Source organism: Thermohalobaculum sediminis (assembly GCF_023487995.1).
GTDB lineage: Bacteria > Pseudomonadota > Alphaproteobacteria > Rhodobacterales > Rhodobacteraceae > Thermohalobaculum > Thermohalobaculum sediminis.
Genome location: NZ_JAMFKN010000006.1, coordinates 141,300 through 160,699, shown reverse-complemented (window position 1 = coordinate 160,699; position 19,400 = coordinate 141,300). Strand labels below are relative to the sequence as shown.

General features: G+C 70.4%; 15 protein-coding genes. 5 read left to right on the top strand and 10 right to left on the bottom strand.

Annotated elements, in window-relative coordinates; translation table 11 throughout:
* Nucleotides 1-70 precede the first annotated feature (70 nt).
* A complete protein-coding gene (locus M1105_RS13620; protein ID WP_249580922.1) occupies nt 71-1,663 on the bottom strand; it encodes a phosphate ABC transporter substrate-binding/OmpA family protein in 1,593 nt (530 codons plus the stop codon).
* A gap of 53 nt (nt 1,664-1,716) precedes the next feature.
* Nucleotides 1,717-3,996 carry a hypothetical protein gene (locus M1105_RS13615; RefSeq protein WP_249581035.1) on the bottom strand — a complete coding sequence of 760 codons (2,280 nt, stop codon included), beginning with the start codon at nt 3,994-3,996 and terminating at the stop codon, nt 1,717-1,719.
* 195 nt (nt 3,997-4,191) lie between these two features.
* Here M1105_RS13615 and M1105_RS13610 point away from each other — a divergent pair, with 195 nt between their 5' ends.
* Complete coding sequence (locus M1105_RS13610; RefSeq protein ID WP_249580921.1) at nt 4,192-6,492, top strand: xanthine dehydrogenase family protein molybdopterin-binding subunit; 2,301 nt, start codon at nt 4,192-4,194, stop codon at nt 6,490-6,492.
* A gap of 69 nt (nt 6,493-6,561) precedes the next feature.
* On the opposite strand, the gene M1105_RS13605 is transcribed toward M1105_RS13610, so the two are convergent.
* From M1105_RS13605 to secA, 3 genes are all read right to left on the bottom strand, one after another.
* A complete protein-coding gene (locus tag M1105_RS13605; protein WP_249580920.1) occupies nt 6,562-6,870 on the bottom strand; it encodes a hypothetical protein in 309 nt (102 codons plus the stop codon).
* A gap of 430 nt (nt 6,871-7,300) precedes the next feature.
* A complete protein-coding gene (locus tag M1105_RS13600) occupies nt 7,301-7,468 on the bottom strand; it encodes a GYD domain-containing protein (RefSeq protein WP_249580919.1) in 168 nt (55 codons plus the stop codon).
* A gap of 100 nt (nt 7,469-7,568) precedes the next feature.
* Nucleotides 7,569-10,346 (bottom strand): preprotein translocase subunit SecA, encoded by a 2,778-nt coding sequence (gene secA, locus M1105_RS13595; RefSeq protein ID WP_249580918.1) that lies wholly within the window; start codon nt 10,344-10,346, stop codon nt 7,569-7,571.
* A gap of 225 nt (nt 10,347-10,571) precedes the next feature.
* Between secA and M1105_RS13590 the strand changes: the two genes are divergently transcribed.
* The 4 genes from M1105_RS13590 to M1105_RS13575 all read left to right on the top strand — a co-directional run bounded on the left by M1105_RS13590 (nt 10,572) and on the right by M1105_RS13575 (nt 14,702).
* The gene (locus M1105_RS13590) at nt 10,572-11,516 is read left to right on the top strand and encodes a peptidylprolyl isomerase (RefSeq protein WP_249580917.1); all 945 of its coding nucleotides are present in this window, start codon (nt 10,572-10,574) and stop codon (nt 11,514-11,516) included.
* A 49-nt stretch (nt 11,517-11,565) separates the two neighbouring features.
* Nucleotides 11,566-12,921, top strand: coding sequence for a bifunctional glutamate N-acetyltransferase/amino-acid acetyltransferase ArgJ (gene argJ, locus M1105_RS13585; RefSeq protein ID WP_249580916.1), 1,356 nt, complete (start codon nt 11,566-11,568; stop codon nt 12,919-12,921).
* Entirely contained in the window at nt 12,902-13,330 is a 429-nt protein-coding gene (locus M1105_RS13580) for a (deoxy)nucleoside triphosphate pyrophosphohydrolase (protein WP_249580915.1), read from the top strand. Before argJ ends, M1105_RS13580 begins: the two co-directional genes overlap by 20 nt.
* A 97-nt stretch (nt 13,331-13,427) precedes the next feature.
* Nucleotides 13,428-14,702 (top strand): response regulator, encoded by a 1,275-nt coding sequence (locus M1105_RS13575; protein WP_249580914.1) that lies wholly within the window; start codon nt 13,428-13,430, stop codon nt 14,700-14,702.
* A 28-nt stretch (nt 14,703-14,730) separates the two neighbouring features.
* On the opposite strand, the gene M1105_RS13570 is transcribed toward M1105_RS13575, so the two are convergent.
* The 5 genes from M1105_RS13570 to M1105_RS13550 are packed head-to-tail and all read right to left on the bottom strand — an operon-like array spanning nt 14,731 to nt 19,307.
* Nucleotides 14,731-15,507: a gamma-glutamyl-gamma-aminobutyrate hydrolase family protein gene (locus M1105_RS13570; protein WP_249580913.1), complete on the bottom strand. Its 777-nt coding sequence runs from the start codon at nt 15,505-15,507 to the stop codon at nt 14,731-14,733.
* Entirely contained in the window at nt 15,504-16,283 is a 780-nt protein-coding gene (locus M1105_RS13565; RefSeq protein WP_249580912.1) for a VCBS repeat-containing protein, read from the bottom strand. The genes M1105_RS13570 and M1105_RS13565 overlap by 4 nt, the downstream gene beginning before the upstream one ends.
* The gene (locus M1105_RS13560; RefSeq protein ID WP_249580911.1) at nt 16,280-16,600 is read right to left on the bottom strand and encodes a 2Fe-2S iron-sulfur cluster-binding protein; all 321 of its coding nucleotides are present in this window, start codon (nt 16,598-16,600) and stop codon (nt 16,280-16,282) included. Before M1105_RS13560 ends, M1105_RS13565 begins: the two co-directional genes overlap by 4 nt.
* A gap of 33 nt (nt 16,601-16,633) precedes the next feature.
* On the bottom strand, nt 16,634-18,058 hold the full coding sequence (locus M1105_RS13555; RefSeq protein WP_249580910.1) for an MATE family efflux transporter: 1,425 nt from the start codon (nt 18,056-18,058) through the stop codon (nt 16,634-16,636).
* Between the two features lie 4 nt (nt 18,059-18,062).
* A complete protein-coding gene (locus M1105_RS13550) occupies nt 18,063-19,307 on the bottom strand; it encodes an MFS transporter (protein WP_249580909.1) in 1,245 nt (414 codons plus the stop codon).
* Nucleotides 19,308-19,400: the final 93 nt, after the last annotated feature.

The following is a 19,400-nucleotide window of genomic DNA, read 5'->3' as shown; positions in this document are numbered from 1 at the left end:
CGCCATCATCAACGGAAAACGGCCCCGCGCAAGGCTGCGCGGGGCCGCATGATGACGCAGTCGCGTGCGGTCAGCCGCGCTGGTCGCGGACCCAGACCTCGACGCGGCGGTTGGCGAAGCGGCCCTGGAAGGTCTCGTTGCAGCCGACGGGCGTGAGCTCGCCATAGCCCTGGACCGTGACGCGCGTGGTCGCAAGCGCCGCCGGCCCCGCCGCGAGCGCGATTTCCTCGAGCACCCCCTGCGCGCGCCGCTCGGCGAGGCCGCGGTTCAGGTCGAACTGCCCGATCGCGTCGGTGAAGCCCACCAGCAGCACCTCGCGCCCGGCGAACTCGCCGCGAGCGATCATGTCCGCGAGCCGCTTGACGTCCGCCAGCGACTTCGCGTCGAGCCGGCTGGAGCCCGGCGTGAAGCGGAAGGCGAAGCTCAGGCGCTGCGCGTCGCGCAACTGGGCGATCATCTCGCGCATGAGGGGCAGCGAGAACTCCTCGTCCGAGGCGATCGAGTGCAGGATGCGCTCCCCCTCGTCGGCGAGCTTGCGCCGCTCGGTCGCGAGGCTCACGAAGCCCGCATCCTCGATGATCGCCTGCGCATCGTCCGACTTGGCGAAGCGGATCAGGTTACGCGCATGCGCGGGAAGGTTCTGCGGGTTCTCGTAGAGGTAGAGACGCCGGACCAGCGGATATTCCTCGGTCTTGATCGAGAAGCTGTCGGGGGTCGAGATGATGCCGCATTCCTGACGGACCGCGAGCACCCGTGCCGCCCGGCTGAACGCGAGGCTGCTGATGCCGATGCCGCCCGGGTCCGCCGACACGGCATCCGAGAGTGCCGCGTCGTCGTCGAAGCGGCGCGCCGCGGCGCCGACGGCGTAGCCTTCGGGCCGGAGAACCAGCAGGTTGAAGGTGTCGAGCGTCCCGCTGCTGTCGGCCGGCGCATTCACCGTGATCGGCAGGTCGGGGCCGCCCACCTCGGACCAGTTGGTGACATCGCCGCCGAAGATCGCCGCAATGTCGGCCGTGCTCAGCGACTGCATCGGGTTGTCGGGATGGACGAGGATCGTAAGCGCATCGAGCGCGACGATATGCTCGCCCGCCCCGTCGCGGGGGTCCGCAATCCCCGCGGCGGCGAGGGACGCCACCTCGGCGTCGCGCGCCACACGCGACGACATCGCGATCGAGGCCGCATTGGTCGCGATCGACTGGAACGCCTCGTTCGAGCCATGGGACCTCAGGTCGATCGCCGCCATCTCGCGCCCGTCGGCCGCCTTGATGCGAAGGACGCTCTCGTTCTCGACGCCGCCGAGCTCGTTCTCCATGTCGGCGTCCAGCGAGAAGGCATACCCCTCGATCAGCGCCGGCATCAGTGTGTCACCCATCGTGCGCGAGCCGGCGATGGCGAATGCCGCGCCGAACATCTCGTCCTTGGGGCACTGATCGCCCTCGCAGCGGACCTGCAGCGCGTCGACCTGCAGGGTACCGAGCGGCGTCGAGATCGTGTAGGTGGAGCCGTCGAAATCGACCAGCTCGCCGCGCAGCTGCGTGAAGCCGTCGAGCGACTTCAGCGTCACCACCGGGCGTTGCTGCGCCAGGGCCCCGTCGGGCACGCCCGCCGCAAGGCAGCCGAGCGCCGCAACGGTCGCGGCAAGCCTCATCATCGTCTTCTTCATCGGTTCCCCCGTCCTCGGCTCCCTTGGCCGCACGCCCCTTCGTCCGCCGCGCCTCAGCGCTGCGAGATGATGATGTCGCGCACGGCTGCTTCGATCAGGTGATTCTGCATGGCGTCGACGGTCTCGCACTCGATCGAGGCAAGCCGCCGGCTGACCGGCATCTCGATCCGGCCGCGCGACGAGCGGATGATCGTGAAGGCGGGCCGCGAGAGCGGGCCATTGCCGCACGTTCCTTCCTGATGCTCGCGATGCCGGCTCGCGAAGTCGATATACAGTTTCACCACTCCGGCCGCGCCACCCCGACGCAGCCAGTGAGAATAGATCTGAACGCTCTGCCCGACGCCCTCGACCGGTGCATAGCTGGCCAGATATCCGCCACCGCGACGGCGAACCTCGCGGAAATCGCCCGGATTGGCGGGGTTGATGTGCCCCGCGGCACCCGGCGATGCGCCGAATTCCATCGCGTGCAGCTCGAGCAGCACCGGCGCGTCCCAGGTCAGCGCCACGCGCTCGATCCGGTCGGTGCCAGTGAAGGGCAGGCTGAACTCGAGCGTCTCTCCATCAGCGAAGGCCAGCACCGCGTCGGCCGAGCTGCGGAAGCCGAGCACCGAGATCGCCCCCTGGCCGCCGCGATCGATGCGGATGCCAAGATCGATTCCCTCGTACGAGAGCTGCGCGATCGAATCGGCATGGCAGGGCGAGGTGATCACCAGTTCGGTCTCGCCCGCGGGGCGGATGTCGAGCGTAATCGACGGCGGCACCGCGCAGGTCTGGTCGACGCGCGGCAGCGCCGCCACGCGCTCCGGCTCCGGCAGCGCGCCGGGTTGGGCGGTCGGCGCGGCGGCAGGCAGGTTCGCGCCGGACGGCTCGACCGCCGCGTTGCGCAGGTCGGGGGTCGAGGACCCCGCCGTCTCGGTCGGCGTCGCAAGCGTCGGCAGGGACGTGTCGATCGGCCTGAGCGTGAGCGGATCGCCGAAGGTGAGGATCTCGCCGAGGCCCGTCGAGGGCTCCAACATGGTGATCTGCTGCCCGTCGGTCGCATCGATCTCCGGCGCGAGGCGCGGCGCGCTCAGCGTGCTGTCGCGCGTCGCCTGATCCACCGCGAGATCCCGCGCCTCGGCGGCGGCCGGGGCCGCCACGGCATCGGGAACCTCGACGCGAGCGAGCGCGATGGTCGCGACACCCTCGCCCAAGCCGCCGGGAGCCTGACGCCCGGGCGCTTCAGCGCTCGAAGCCCCGCCGATGCCCGCGAGCGATGACCCCGCCACGATCAGGGGCGATTCGAGACCCGCGCCGAGGGTGCCGGGCATGTCGGGAACCGACGGCTCGGACAGCGCGGCGAGCGCCGGGGCCGCGGGTGAAGCCGGTGCGGCCACGCCCGCTCCGGTCGGGGCGGACGGAGCCGCCGGTACGGCGGAACTCGTGGCATTGCCGGTTCTGGTGGTCGGCGCCGCGACGGGCGGCAGGGGGTTCGCCGGCGCGCGCAGGGCAAGTTGTGGCTGCGCCGTGGACGGCACCGCCGCGGGCAAGCCGCTCTCGACGGCCACCGAGGGCAACGCATCGCGCGGCAGGGTCGGCGATGCAGGTGCGGCCGCAAGGTCGGGAGCCGATGGCGCGCGCACGCCGGGCGCGGGAGCCGGCGCCGGTGTCCCAGCACCGGCAACGCCCGGAACGGCCGGCGCATCGCCGGCACCGGCCCCGCCCGATGCGCGCCCCAGCCCCTGCGAGCCCAGGCTGGGACGGGTCGGCGCGGGTTCGCGCGCCAGCCCGGCCGGGGCCGAGGTCGCGGGCGCCGGGTCGCGCGAGACAGAGGGCGCCGGAGTCGCGGGCGTGGGGGTTGCGGGCGTGGGGGTTGCGGGCGTGGGGGTTGCGGGCGTGGGGGTTGCGGGCGTGGGGATTGCGGGCGTGGGCGTCGGGGCGTCGCGCAGTGCCGCGACCTTGTCCCCGGCTTCGGGCTGGGGCGTCGTGCCCCGAACGGTGATGGCGACCTCGCCCGACTCCTTGATGTCGACGCCCGCGAGGCCATAGAGCACACGCTGCGTCGCGAGGCAGCGCCGCTCGCCCAGATATTGCAGCGCGCCCTCCTGCACGAAGACGCGGCCGCATTCGGGCTGGGCCAGAACCACCAGCTTCTGGCCGACGCGGTCCTTAAGGCCGGTATCGTTGGCGAGGACATCGATGCGCGTCAGGGTGTCGGCATCGACGGTGACGACATCCTTGACCAGCACGGTCGGCTCGGGCTCGCCCGCGAAGAACTCGGCGACCACATCGCCGCGCTGGACGAGCGTGCCGATGGCGAGCATCAGCACGATCCCGCTCAGGACCGAGATCATCCTGTCGTCTTTAAACACTGCGTAACCACCCCTGATTCGCTCCGCTCACTCTACCAAACCGGATTTGCGAGCGAAAACACGCAGTTGAAACTCTAACTGAACCTCGCATCTCAGCTGCGAAAATGCCACAACCACGTGGCTTGACGCACTCGTCCCCGCGGTTACTGTGCCATAAAACTTTACATGAGGACAGTCATGAAATTCGGCATCGGCCAGCCGGTGAGGCGGCTCGAGGACACCCGGCTGTTGACCGGAAAAGGGTCCTATGTGGACGATCTCAACCTTCCCAGCCAGCTTCACGCCTTCGTTCTGAGAAGTCAGGTAGCGTACGGAAGAATAACGAGAATCGACATCTCCTCCGTACGCGAGGCACCGGGCGTGATGCTTGCCTGGACGCATGCCGAGATCGCGGGACGGCTGGCGCCTCTGGCGAACGAGTTTCCCCTCTCCCCCACCCCCGCGCCAGTGGTCCTGCCGCATCTGGCCGAGGGCATGGTGCGCTTCGTCGGTCAGCCGATCGCCTTCGTCGTCGCCGAGAGCCGCGCCGCCGCCGAGGACGCCGCCGAGCTTGCAGAAATCGAGCTCGACGAGCTTCCCGTGGTGGTCGATCCCGATGAGGCACTCGCGCCCGGCGCCCCGCAGCTCCATGCAGAGGCGCCCGGGAACCTGGCCTACACCTGGTCCTGCGGCGACGCCGAGGCGACAGCGGAGGCCTTCGCGCGCGCCCGGCACATCGTCTCGACCCCGGTGCTGAACCAGCGCATCGTCGTCAACTCGCTCGAGCCGCGCGCGATCAATGTCCGCCACGACGCCGAAACCGGCCGGTGGGAGGCCTGGCTGGGCAGCCAGGGCGCTCACGGCATGCGGGCGAAGGTCGCGAGGGCTCTGGGCGTGGCGGCCGACCGGGTGCGCGTCCATGTCGGCGATGTCGGCGGCGCCTTCGGCATGAAGCTTATGGATCACCCCGAATACGGCCTCTGCGCGCTGGCCGCGGCCGACCTGGGCCGGCCCGTCAAGTGGATCGGCTCGCGGTCCGAGAGCTTCCTGTCCGACGCACAGGGGCGCGACATGCGCGGCACCGTCGAAGGCGCGTTCGACGCCGACGGCCGCTGTCTCGCCATGCGCATGCGCACCGTCTCGGGGCTCGGCGCCTATTATTCGAGCTATGGCGCGGGGGTGCATACGGCCTTTTCCGCGGCGCTGCTGGGCGGCATGTACGACGTCGGCGCAATCCACGCCGAGGTCCGCGGCGCCTTCCTCAACACCCCGCCGACCGACGCCTACCGTGGCGCGGGGCGGCCCGAGACGATCTACGCGACCGAGCGGCTGATGGAGGCCGCGGCCCGCCAGCTCGGCATCGACCGGGTCGAGCTGCGCCGGCGCAACCTGCTCACGCCCGACCGCGTGCCGCACCGCTCTGCGGGCGGCTTCGTGTTCGACAGCCTGGACACCCATACCGTGCTTTCCCGCGCCACCGAAGCCGCCGATTACGACACCTTCGAAGCCCGCGCGGCCGAGGCGCGCATGCGCGGCCGGTGCCGCGGCATCGGCGTCGCCTACTACTTCGAGCGCACCGGCGGCCAGCCCAGCGAGAACGCGCGCATGGAGCTCGATGCGTCGGGCGTCCTGCGCATCTGGGTCGGCACCCAGTCATCGGGCCAGGGCCACGAGACGTCATGGGCACAGATCGCGCATGAGCGGCTCGGGCTGCCGCTCGACGCGATCCGGGTCATGCCGGGCGACTCGGATGCCCTGCCCTCGGGCGGCGGCACGGGGGGCTCGCGCTCGCTCATCATGGCGAGCCAGGCGCTGATCGCCGGTTCGGACGATCTGGTGGACAAGGCGCGGGAGATGGCGGCCGACCGGCTCGAGGCGTCCGCGGCCGATCTCGAGTTCCTGCCGGGCGAGGGCGGCGTCTTCCGCGTCGCGGGCACCGACCTGTCCGTGTCGCTCGCCGAGCTTGCGGCTGGCTCGGACGGCATTGCCGCGGCGGGGCAGGTCAAGGTCGAGTCGAGCTCGACCTTCCCGAACGGCGCGCATGTCTGCGAGGTCGAGATCGACACCGAGACCGGCGCGCTCGAGATCCTGCGCTACACCATCGTCGACGACTTCGGGCGGCTGGTGAACCCCGCCCTCGTCGCCGGGCAGGTGCACGGCGGGATCGTGCAGGGCATCGGCCAGGTGATCGGCGAGGAGGCCCGCTGGGACCCCGAGACCGGGCAGCCGCTCAACGGCAGCTTCATGGACTATTGCCTGCCGCGCGCCGCCGACGTGCCGATGTTCGACCTCGCCTTCGAGGAGGTGCCGGCGAGGACGAACCCGCTGGGCGTCAAGGGCTGCGGCGAGTCCGGCTCGGTCGGCGGCATCCCGGCCTCCGCGCTCGCCGTGCTCGACGCGCTGTGGCGGGCGGGATACCGAGAGCCGCTGGAGACGCCCTACACCCCGCTGAAGCTGTGGCAGGCATTGCAGACGGCGGCACGCCGGACCGCCGCGTAGCGGCGCGCGCATAGGCGCGCCGCGCTGCCGGCCGGCGCGCGTCCGTGCTTTGCGCGGAACGGCGTCCGCCTACTTGCCGGGAGCCCGGTAGGCGCCAGCGATGCTCGCCGCCTTCTCGCAGATCTTTTTGAAGTCCTTGCCGGTCCAGGCCCGCTGCGTAGCGCCGTGGGCGATGGCGCCGCCCGCCGAGGCGGCGAGCATCGCGGCCGTCACCGCGTCGCCGTCCTCGGCGTCGGCGATCACCAGGAACCGGATCGGCTCCCGTGAAAGACTGACCCACGCGGGAGCCGTGCCAATCACCGGAAGAGAAGAGCTTAATCCTTGATCCAGAGCGGTGACGGCCTCGACGATTGCGCCTGCGCCATACCGAACCGGCACGACATAGCAGTCTCAGCAACAGCCGCCTGTCGCCCTCGACACATCTTGGTACCGCTCGACCAGAACGTACTGACACCGCGCCAGAGCCAGTCGGCCTCTGTGTGTCTGCATCATCTCGCGCAAGGTTTCTGCTCGCTCGGCGTGGCAGGCATCCAGACTATTGAACGCCGTATTATCCGACAGGTCGCGACAGAAAAGACCGTCGGGCGAACATGACATGACAACCAAGAAGATCTTAATCGCTTCCATAGTCCCCTCCATACGAAAGCGGACTGCGGGAGCGACTAACCCTGGGAGATCGCAGAGGGATCTCAGACCGATGAAGAAAAAGAGCATCGCCCCCAATCCTCACAGGGTCAACGGAATGCAGCGATCCTAGCTGTGACAAACCTCACACTCACTGCGTGTAACGCAGGACGCGGGGACCACCTCACACTGAGCAACCATCGTTCTCGCCACTGGTGACGTAGAAGGCCTTGAGCTTACCGCCCGCTGCCTCGATCAGCTTCGACACGGCTTTCTCGCGGTCCTCCGGCTTGCTGACGAACCCCCTGATCGCGGCTTCGGAATACCGTCCCTGAACGATGAATGTGGCCATCGCGGCTGCCTCCATGCCCCTCGCAGCGAGGGGCAGGATACCATCGTGACGCGAGTCGGCGCGCACGGATACACCGTGCAGCGCGGCCTGCCGAACAGGATCAGCTCAGCTTGCCGTGGCAGTGCTTGAACTTCTTCCCCGAGCCGCAGGGACATGGCGCGTTGCGGCTCACCTTGCCCCAGCCTTCGGGATCCGAGGGGTCGGCCGCGACGGCGACATCGCCCTCGGCCGCCTCGACCGCAGCGGCGGTCGTGGCCGAGGCGACGCCGCCGGCCCGTGCCGCGGCACCCAGCGCCTGCTGCGTGGCCGCGCGCTCGGCCTCGGCGCGGATGCGCGCCTCGAACTCGGCGATCATGCGCTGGCGCTGCTCGAGCTCCTCCTCGGTCAGCGGCCTCAGCGACGACAGCCGCGCGGTGACGTCGCGCCGCAGCTGCGTCAGCAGGCCGTCGAACAGCTGGAAGGCCTCGGACTTGTATTCGTTGAGAGGGTCCTTCTGCGCGTAGCCGCGGAAGCCGATGACCGATCGCAGGTGGTCCAGCATCACGATATGCTCGCGCCAGTGGTGGTCCAGCAGGCGCAGGAGCTCGCGCTTCTCCTCCTGCTGCATCACGCCCTCGCCATGCTGGCGCTCGATCACGGCGACCTTGTCGGCGTAGATGCGGTCGGTCTCCTCGACCAGGCGCTCGGCGATGGTCTCGTCATCGACGCCTTCCTCGGCGGCCCAGTCCTTGATCGGGAAGGGATGGGCGAGCGTCTTGTGGACCTCCTCCTCCAGCCCGTCGATGTCCCACTGGTCGGAATAGGCGCGCTTGGGGATATGGCGCGCGACCATCTCCTCGATCACGGCGTGGCGCATGTCGCGGATGGTGTCGCCGACATCCTCGGCCTCCATGATGTCGAGCCGCTGCTCGAAGATCGCCTTGCGCTGATCGTTCATCACGTCGTCGTATTTCAGGATGTTCTTGCGGATGTCGAAGTTGCGCGCCTCGACCTTCTTCTGCGCCTTCTCGATCGCCTTGTTCACCCAGGGGTGGATGATCGCCTCGCCCTCCTGAAGCCCAAGGCGCTGGAGCATCGAGTCGAGCCGGTCCGAGCCGAAGATCCGCATGAGATCGTCCTGGAGGCTCAGGAAGAAGGTGGACCGTCCCGGGTCGCCCTGCCGGCCCGACCGGCCGCGGAGCTGGTTGTCGATGCGCCGGCTCTCGTGCCGCTCGGTGCCGATCACCCAGAGCCCGCCGGCGGCAAGCGCCTGCTGGCGCCCCTCCTCGACCTCGGCCTCGATGCGCTGCGCGACGGCGGCGCGCTCGGACCCGTCCTCGATGCCCTTCACGGCGTCCGCCACCATCATCTCGGCGTTGCCGCCCAGCTTGATGTCGGTGCCGCGTCCGGCCATGTTCGTCGCGATCGTGACCGCCCCCGGGCGGCCCGCCTGCGCGATGATGTGGGCCTCCTGCTCGTGGTAGCGCGCGTTCAGCACCTTGTGCGGAATGCCGAGGCGCTTGAGCTCGGCCGCAAGCTGCTCGGACTTCTCGATCGAGGTGGTGCCGACCAGAACCGGCTGCTTGCGCTCGCGCGCGTCCCTGATCGCCTCGACGATCGCCGCGGTCTTCTCTGCGGCTGTGCGGAAGACCTGGTCGTCCTCGTCGGCGCGCGCCACCGCCACGTTGGTGGGGATCTCGACGACGTCGAGGCCGTAGATCGACATGAACTCCTCGGCCTCGGTCAGCGCCGTGCCGGTCATGCCGGCAAGCTTGTCGTAAAGCCGGAAATAGTTCTGGAAGGTGATCGAGGCCAGCGTCACGTTCTCGGGCTGGATCGCGACCTTCTCCTTGGCCTCGAGCGCCTGGTGCAGCCCGTCGCCATAGCGGCGGCCTTCCATCATGCGGCCGGTGAACTCGTCGATGATGATGACCTTGCCACCCTTGACGATGTAGTCGCGGTCCTTCTGGAACAGCTTGTGCGCCCTCAGCGCCTGGTTGACGTGATGCACCAACGTGACGGAGCCGGGGTCGTAGAGGCTCGCGCCCTCCTTCAGAAGGCCCTGGGCCGTCAGCATCTGCTCGACCGCCTCGTTGCCCTCGTCGGTCAGCGCGACCGAGCGCTGCTTCTCGTCCTTCTCGTAGGCGTCCTCGGCAAGCTGCGGGATCACCTTGTCGAGCGCGACGTAGAGCTCGGACTGGTCCTGCGTGGGCCCCGAGATGATCAGCGGCGTGCGAGCCTCGTCGATCAGGATCGAGTCCACCTCGTCAACGATGGCAAAGGCATGGCCGCGCTGGACCATCTCGTCGCGCGAGAACTTCATGTTGTCGCGCAGGTAGTCGAAGCCCAGCTCGTTGTTGGTGGCATAGGTGACGTCGCACTGGTACGCGGCCTTGCGCGCGGCGTCGTCGATGCCCGGCACGATCACGCCCACGCTGAGCCCGAGGAAGTTGTAGACCTTGCCCATCCACTCGGCGTCGCGCCGGGCCAGGTAGTCGTTGACGGTCACGACATGCACGCCCTTGCCGGTCAGGGCGTTGAGATAGACCGGCATGGTCGCGACCAGCGTCTTGCCCTCGCCGGTCTTCATCTCGGCGATCTTGCCCTCGTGCAACACGATGCCGCCCAGCAGCTGCACGTCGAAGGGCCGCAAGCCCAGCGCGCGCTTGGCCGCCTCGCGGACATTCGCAAAGGCCTCGGGCAGGATGGCGTCGAGGCTCTCGCCCGCCGCCACGCGGTCGCGGAACACCTGGGTGCGCGCGCGGATCTCGTCGTCGCTCAGCGCCGCGAACTGCGGCTCGAGCTCGTTGATCGCAGTCACGATCCGGCGCGCGGCCTTGACCTTGCGATCGTTCGTCGTGCCGAAGACCTTGCGCGCGAGACTGCCCAGTCCAAGCATGGATACCCGCCTCCCCTGCGGCCGTCCGGGGGCCGCCCGTTTCGCAGGCACGCCCGCGAAGCCGTGGGAGCGTCGCGAAAAATATTTCGTGCCGTGGCTTGCCGGGCCGCGCCCCGCGCCGTAACTGTGCCAGCCGAGCCGTGCGGCAAGCCCGCCCGTGATGTATTGGGGTGGCAGGGCGGTGTCAACGCCCCCGGCCCCCGGCGCCAGAGGAGGCAAGCCACCATGCGATCCGCCGAAACCGCCCGCATCCTGACCGCGGGAACGTTCGCGGCCTTCATGCTCGCCGCGCCCGCCATGGCACAGACCGCAGGCCCCGCCGCGCCCGCTGCCGATGCCGCTGTGCCCGAGGCGGGCATCGATGGCGATATCAGCGCGGCGAGCGTGCTCGCGACCGTGGGCGCGCGCGAGATCACGCTGGGCGAGATCATCTCGCTCAGGCGCGACCTGCCCGAGCAGTACCAGTATCTGCCCGACGAGATCCTGAGCCAGGGCCTGCTCGACCAGCTTATCGACCAGACGCTGATGGAGGAGGCCGCGCGCGCCGCGGGCGTAGACGACCGGCTCGACGTCGCCCTCTCGATCCGCAACCAGATCCGCGCGGTGCTGGCAGACGCGTGGCTGCGGAGCGAGGTCGCCGCCCGCCTGACGGACGAGCGCCTACGCGCCGCCTACGACCAGCAGTTCGCCACCGCGACGCCCGAGGAGGAGATCCGCGCGGCCCACATCCTGGTCGAGACCGAGGAGAAGGCGCAGGAGCTTCGCGCCCAGCTCGATGCCGGCGCCGACTTCGCGGCGCTCGCCGCCGAGCACGGCACCGACGGCACCGCCAGCCGGGGTGGCGATCTCGGCTGGTTCGTCAAGGCCGACATGGTCCCGCAGTTCGCAGAGGCCGCCTTCGCGATCGAGGCCGGCGCGATCGGCGGCCCCGTGGAGACGCCCTTCGGCTGGCACCTGATCAAGGTGTCGGAGCGGCGCCAGAAGCCCGTGCCCGGCTTCGACGAGGTTCGCGACCAGCTTGTGGCCGAGGCCACGCAGTCGATCCAGACCGAGATCATGGAGGAGCTGCGCGCCGCGACCCCCGTCACCGTGACCGAGCCGCCCGTGCCCGCGGCTGCGATCCGGGCCGACGACCTGATCGCGCCGCAGGGCGAGGGCAGCGGCAACTGAGCGTCCGATACGGGCAGAGAGTGGCCGGGCAGAGAGGGGAGAGACGGGGATGACGACCGGGGATGACGCAACCGCGAAGCTCGAGGCCCGCCGCCGCGAGCTCGAGGCCCTGACGGCCGAGATCGCGGCGCTCGAGGCGGCCGCCGGCGGCCGGAAGAAGCCCCCCCCCGTCTCGCCGCTCGCGCCGGCGGGCTTCCCCGACCTGCCGGCCATCGCGGGCGTCAGGCTCGCGGCCGGCGCGGCGGGCGTGCGCTACAAGGGCCGGCTCGACGTGATGCTGGCCGAGCTTGCGCCGGGGTCGGTCATGGCGGGCACCTTCACGCGCTCGGCGACCCGCTCGGCTCCGGTCCTGTGGTGCGAGGAGCGCATCGCCGCGCTCGCGGGCGGGGCCGAGGGTCCGCTCGGCATCGTCGTGAACTCGGGAAACTCGAACGCCTTCACGGGGCGCAACGGCCGCGAGGCGGTCGAGCGCGTGATGCAGGCCGCGGGCGCGGCGCTGGGCACCGCGGCGGGCAACTGCTTCATGGCGTCGACCGGCGTGATCGGCGAGCCGCTGCCGCACGAGCGCATCACCGCCAAGCTCGCCGAGATGGCGGCGGCGCTGGCCTCTGACGCGATGGAGCCGGCGGCGCGCGCCATCATGACGACCGACACCTTCCCCAAGGGCGCGACCGCGCGTGTCGACCTCGACGGCGCGCAGGTCACGATCGCGGGCTTCGCCAAGGGCTCGGGCATGATCGCGCCGGACATGGGCACGATGCTGGTGTTCATCTTCACCGACTGCGCCATCGCCCAGCCGGTGCTGCAAGAGGCCGTGCGAGCGCTGACCGACCGCACCTTCAACGCGATCACGGTGGACAGCGACACCTCGACCTCGGACACGCTGCTCGTGGGCGCGACCGGCCGGGCCGGCATGGCGCCGATCCGTGATGCCGCCGACCGGCGCCTGCCTGCCTTCATCGCGGCGCTCGAGGGCGTCATGCGCGATCTCGCGATCCAGGTCGTCAAGGACGGCGAAGGGGCGACCAAGCTCGTGCGCATCACCATCTCCGGCGCCGCCTCGCCTGCGGCGGCGCGCCGGATCGGGCTTTCAGTGGCGAACTCGCCCCTCGTCAAGACCGCGGTGGCGGGCGAGGATCCCAACTGGGGCCGCATCGTCATGGCCGTTGGCAAGGCCGGCGAGGCGGCCGACCGCGACCGTCTCTCGATCCGCTTCGGCGACATCGTGGTGGCCGAGCAGGGCTGGGTCTCGCCCGGCTACCGCGAGGCGGACGGGGCTGCCTACATGAAGCGGCAGGAGATCGACATCCATGTCGATGTGGGCGTGGGCGAGGCCGAGGCCACCGTCTGGACCTGCGATCTCACCAAGCGCTACATCGAGATCAATGCCGACTACCGCTCGTGACGCCGCAGCGCGGCCCGTCGTCCTCGTCGCCGCGGTCGCGCTGATCGACGCCGACGGGCGCGTCCTGCTGGCCCAGCGCCCCGCCGGCAAGTCCATGGCGGGACTGTGGGAATTTCCCGGTGGCAAGGTCGAGCCGGGCGAAACCCCCGAAGCCTGCCTGATCCGCGAGCTGCACGAGGAACTGGGCATCGACACCTGGGCAAGCTGCCTCGCGCCGCTGACCTTCGCCAGCCATGCCTATGATAGCTTCCATCTGCTGATGCCCCTCTATGCCTGCCGCAAGTGGCAGGGCACGGTCACGCCGCGCGAGGGCCAGCGCCTCGCCTGGGCGCGCAAGGGGGAACTCCGGGGCTTCCCGATGCCCCCAGCCGACGTGCCGCTGGTGCCAATCCTGCAGGACTGGCTCTGACGCGGCCACGCCGCCTGTGCCAGCTTAACTTGAAACCATTCTTTAACCATCTTCACTGAATAGTGTCGGATCGAACCCAAGCGATGCACACGGTCCCATGGCCCAAGGAAGCACCCCCGACGCGGTCCTTCGCGACAGCCTGAAGGCCAGCCTCGACCCGGCGGCGCTCAGGCTGACCGACGTGCATGTCGATCTGCGGCTGCCCGACCGCATCATCACCGGCGCCGCGCCGCTCGGGGCCGCCTTTCGCGCGCTCGCCGCATGGCTCGCCGCCGCCGGCCCGGCCGGCGAGCGGGCGATCGCGGTCTGGGCCGACGACGATTGCGCCGTGAGCGGCCCCTTGGGCGCGCGCGTGCCGGAGACCGCCGAGGGCCGCCTCCCTCTTCTGATCGAGGCCACCCATCTCGGCCCCACCGCATCCGGCTGCGCGGCGATGACACCGGAGCTTGCCGAGGCGGCCGATGCGCTCGGCGCCACGATCGAGGAGCGCCCCGCCTCCGCCGACGGGGTCGCGCGCCTCGCCCTCCGCTTCGTCAGCCGCGCAACGCCCTCATCGGCCCCGCTCGGCAGCCACTGGGGTGGGGCCCTGCGGGGTCGGCGCCTTCTTATCCTGCGGCGCGCGGCGCTTGACCCAAGGCGGCTCGAGCGATCCTTCGCCGCGCTCGGCATCGCCACCCGGGTCGAGACGATGGCGGATGCCGCGCTCGGCGCCGCCCATGCAGCGGCCCGGGCGGGAGAGGCCTTCGATCTCGCGCTGATTTGCCCGCTCGGCCTCGGCGCCGATCCCTCGGCGACGCTCGAGCGCCTCGGGACGCTACCGGGCGGGCCGCCGCGGATCGTCATGGTCGGGCCCGAGGGCCTCGATCCGTCGGAGTTCCCGCGCGTCGACCGCTTCGTGCCCCAGCGCCGCAACTGGCGCCGGGTCATCGATGCGCTGGTCGATGTCGCCCGCACCACTGGCGACGGTCCGGCGGAGCGCGCGCACGCAATTCCCGCCTTCGCCGGCCGCCGGATCCTGATCGCCGAGGATGTGCGCACCAACCAGGCGCTCCTGCGCGCGATGCTCGCCCCCACCGGCGCCTCGGTCGCGGTCGCCTCGGACGGCGCGCAGGCGGTCGAGGCCATGCAGGCCATGCCGGCCGATCTCGTGCTGATGGACATCCAGATGCCGGTGATGGACGGGCTCGAGGCGACGCGCCAGATCCGCGCGATGGGCCATCCCGCGCGCATCATCGCGCTGACCGCCCATGCCCGCGAGGCCGACCGCGCGCATTATCTCTCATCGGGGCTCGACGGCTATCTTGCCAAGCCGATCCGGGTCGACGACCTCTACGCGGTGCTTACCGAGGCGCTGGAAGCCGAAGCCCGCTGACCGCGCGCCCCGCGTGCCGGCACCCGCCTCAGGCCGCCCCGCGCCGACCGCGTCGCGCCGCGCGCGCCTTGCGCGCATCGGCGCCAAAGGCCTCGAACAGCACCCGGCTCACCGGATCGGCGGCCGCGTCGTACTCGGCATGCCACTGCACCCCCAGCGCGAAGGCCTGCGCCCCCTCGATGGCGATCGCCTCGACGGTGCCGTCCTCGGCGTGCCCCTCGACCAGCACGCGCCGCCCCGCCGTCCAGACCGCCTGCCCATGCAGCGAGTTCGTCACCGTCTCGGTCGCGCCCAGCAGGCGGTGGAAGGCCCCGCCCTCGCGGAAACGGACAAGGTGGCGCTTGGCGAAGATCACGCCATGATCCTTCTCGCCCTTCGGCATCCGGTGATTCATCCGCCCCGGCAGGTCGCGGATTTCCGGGTGCAGGGTGCCGCCGAAGGCCACGTTCATCTCCTGGATGCCGCGGCAGATGCCGAAGACCGGCTTTCCCGCCTCGATCATCGCGCGGAGCAGCGGCAGGGTCACGCCATCGCGCCCGCGGTCGAAGGGGCCGTGCGCCTCGGTCTCGGCTTCGCCGTAGAACTCGGGATGCACGTTGGGACGCGCGCCGGTCAGCACCAGCCCGTCGAGCAGGTCGACCAACTCGCCCGTCGAGGCCATGCCCGGCAGGCCGGGCAGGATCATCGGCACCGCATCGGCCACCGCCGCCACCGCCTCGATCGTGCGCTCGCCCGAGCCCTGCACGCGGTAGCTTTCCTCGATCAGATGCGCGTTCGCGCTGACGCCGACCACCGGGCGGTTCATCCGCGCCCCTCCCCGCAGGCAAGAAGCTGCGCGATCAGCGGGTGCGACACCTCGCCCGGAACCCTCTCGGCCACCAGCGCACCGTCCTGCATCCGCACCTTCATGACGGCGCTCCAGCCGAAGTCGGGCAGGATCATCTCGGGCCCCTGCCCGCAGTCGCGCACCCCGCCCGTGACGAAGCCCTCGCCGATCCGGTGGTTCGAGAACCCGGGCGCCGAGGCAAGCTCGGTCAGCCCGCCCGGCGCGAAGCCCCAGACCCTGAGCATGCCGCCCACATGCGGCATCTCGACATAGGCGATGTCGAGGCCGCCGTCGCCGTTGAAGTCAGCAATCCCCACGAGCGCGAGCCAGCGGTGCCGGCGCCCGATATGCGCGGTGGCCGTGGACTTGCGCAGCTCAGTGCGGTCGCCCCGCACGTCCAGCGCATAGACCGCAAGCTGCGATCCAAGCTCGAAGTCGCTCTCGACCACCACGATCTCGCGCGGCCCATGCCCGTCGAGATCGACGCACCGGGGCGCCACGTCCTCGAAGACGGCCCCCTCGGGCAGGCGGAACGTCAGCGCATGCCCGTCCGGGCTGCCGCCCGCCCTGGCCAGCGCCTCGCGGGTCAGTTCGATCGCGCGCCACTCGCCCGCGTCGCCCAGCACGCCATGGCCATAGGCCGCGGTCGGCTCGGCGAAACGCAGGCCGCTGCACTCGGTGTCCGGCAGCGCCGCTGCACGCCCTGCCCCGAGGGCCAGCGCGAGCGCCGCGGCGATGCCGGCAAGCGGCCTCAAATCTGCTTTTCCGGCATCGTGACGACCAGCCCCTCAAGCTCCGCCGTCACCTTGATCTGGCAGGTGAGCCGCGAGTTCGACTTCGGCTCGAAGGCGAAGTCGAGCATGTCGCTCTCCATGTCCTCGCGCGGCGGCAGGCGGTCGACCCAGGTCGGATCGACATAGACATGGCAGGTCGAGCAGGCACAGGCCCCGCCGCAATCGGCGTCGATGCCGGGGATGTTGTTCGTCACCGCCCCTTCCATGACGGTGAGGCCCTCGGCCACGTCCACGACGTGCTCGGTGCCGTTGTGCTCGATATACGTGATCTTCGGCATTTGATCCCTCGTCCGCGCGATTCCTGCCGCTACTTAGCCGCTCGCGGGCCGGATCGGAAGTCCCGCCCCCTCGGAGGCCGTCTCGGGCAGCGGATCGGCGACGGGAGCGGGCACCGCGCGTGCCGCGATCGGCGCGGGGCCGAGCCGCGCGACATGGCGCAGCGCCGCCGCGAGCGCGAGGCTGCCCACCAGCATCCCGGCCGCGCCCTGAACGACCACGGCCCCCTCGGCGCCAAGCGAGACGCCCACCAGCGCGACCAGGATCGGGATCACCGCGGCATCGCGCGCCCAGTTGAACGCGGTCGAGGCCAGCGGGCGCCCCAGCGTGTTGAAGGCCGCGTTCGACACGAACAGCGCCGCGGTGAAGGCAAAGAGCCCCGCGCCATAGGCGCCGAAGGCCCGCACGATTTCGGCCCCCGCGCCGGTCAGCCCGAAGACCGCGACAATCGCGCCGGCGCCGTGCCACATCAGGAACCACGCGACCGCCACGTAGAGCGCGGCGAACAGGATCGCATCGCGGAACGCCTGCCCGACTCGGTCGAGCCGCCCGGCGCCCCAGTTCTGCCCCAGGATCGGCCCGACCGCGCCCGAGAGCGCGAAGATACCCCCGAACACGAGGCTGATGACCCGCCACAACACCGCCCAGCCCGCCGCCGCCTCGTCCCCGAACTCCGAGACGAGCCGCATGATCCAGGCATTCCCGAAAGGGGTCGAGACCTGCGTCGCCACGGCCGGCAGGGCAATCGCGAGGATCTGCCGCGCGTCGCGCGCCGCGCCCGCCAGCCCGATCCGCCCGACCATGTCGTGGACGCCCAGCACCGCCCGCAGCGCGATCGCCGCGATCGCAACCCGCGCGATGACCGAGACGATCGCCGCGCCTGTGACCTCGAGCCCCAGCCCGAAGATGAAGATCGGGTCGAGCACCGCGCCGATCAGCCCGCCGCCCAGCGTCACCCACATGGCCCGGCGCGCATCAGCCACGGCGCGCAGGAGGCCGCCCGACACCATGCCGATGCCAAGAAGCGGCAGCGACGGCAGCACGATGGCTAGGAAATCACCCGCCACCGCCCGGGCCTCGCCGCTCGCGCCCAGAAGGCCCAGCGCGGCGTCGCGCCAGATCCAGACGCCGGCCGCGACCAGCGCGAGCACCGCGACCAGCGTCGCCATCGACGATGCCGCAAGCTGCCGCGCGCCCTCCCAGTCCCCCGCGCCGACGGCCCGGCTGACCACCGCCGTCGCCGCGATCGACAGCCCGATCGAGACCGACACGAGAAAGAACTGCAGCGTCGCGGCATAGCCCAGCGCCGCCGTGAGCTCGGCCCGCCCGATGAGCGAGATGTAGAAAAGGTTGGCCGCGTCGACCAGGAACAGCGCCGTCAGCCCCACCGCCCCGGTCGCCGTCATCACCGAGACATGGCGCATCGTCGGGCCGGTGACGAACCTCGCCTCGCGCGTCACGCGTCTACTCGCCGGGCTGGACGGCCGGCACGGGGCGCGCGGGCCACAGCGTCTCGCCGCCCGGCTCGGGATGGCGCGGCACGAGGAAGGCGAGCCCAAGGGACACCACCGCGAGCGCCGCCGCCAGCGCATAGACCGCGCCCGGCTGCGCCAGCCACAGGAGGCCCAGCGGCGCCGGCAGCGTGACGGCCGCGATGTGGTTGATGGTGAAGGCCACGGCCGCCGTCGGCGCCTGATCGGCGGGATCGGCGATCTTCTGGAAGTAGGTCTTGTGCGCGATGGCCAGCGAGAACAGCATGTGATCGGCCACATAGAGCGCCATCGCGAGCCACAGGCCCCACTCGAAGAAATAGATCCCCGCATAGAGCGAGAAGACCGTCAGCAGCCCCACATACTCGATCTTCAGTGCGGTCGACTCGCCCAGCCGCTGGATCAGCCGCCCGGCATAGGGGGCGAACAGCATCACGGCGATGTAGTTCGCCAGCATCAGCCCGGTGACCTCGTGCACCTTCAGGCCGAAGCGCTCGACCATCATGAAGGGCGCGAACACCACGAAGATCTGCCGCCGCGCGCCGCCGATCAGGATCAGCGCGTAATAGAGCCAGTAGCGCCGCCGCAGCACCATCTGCTTGTTCTGCGCCACCGGCGCCTCGAAACGCGGATAGGCGATCCAGCAGAACACGGCGATCGCGGCGCAGGCCAGCCCTGCGCTCCAGTAAACGGTGGAGTAAGCCAGGTCGAACTCGCGCCACGCGACGATGATCAGCCCGAACACCACCAGCGAGCCGAACGAGCCGGCCGAGACGATCCGCCCGATCACCCGCGGCGCGCGATCCTTCGGGATCCACTGCAGTTGCAGCGACTGGTTGATCGTCTCGAAGTAGTGGAAGCCCACCGACGACAGCGTGGTGGTGATCATCAGGCCCCAGAAGCTGGGAAACTCGCCGGTGATCGCCGTGCCCAGCCCCAGCAGGATCAGCGAGCAATAGGCCAGCACCTGCTCGCGCAGGATCAGCAGGATCCAGACCACGAGGAAGGCGAGAAAGCCCGGGATCTCGCGCGCCACATGCAGCACGCCGATGTCGAAGCCGTCGAACTGCGCGACCTCGACCACGAAGTTGTTGAGCAGCGCCATCCATGTCGCAAAGGCCAGCGGCGAGGCGATCGCCATCAGCATCAATAGCGTCTCGGGCCGCCGCCAGCGCGGCAGGTGATCGACGGCACCGACGGGAACGGGCAGTGCTGGCATGGGCGGAGGCTCCTCGGACGCTCAAGCCCTACTCTTTCCGCGAGGCACATGCCAGTGCCCTGCGGGGAAGGCAGTCTTGCCGTCCGCGCAACG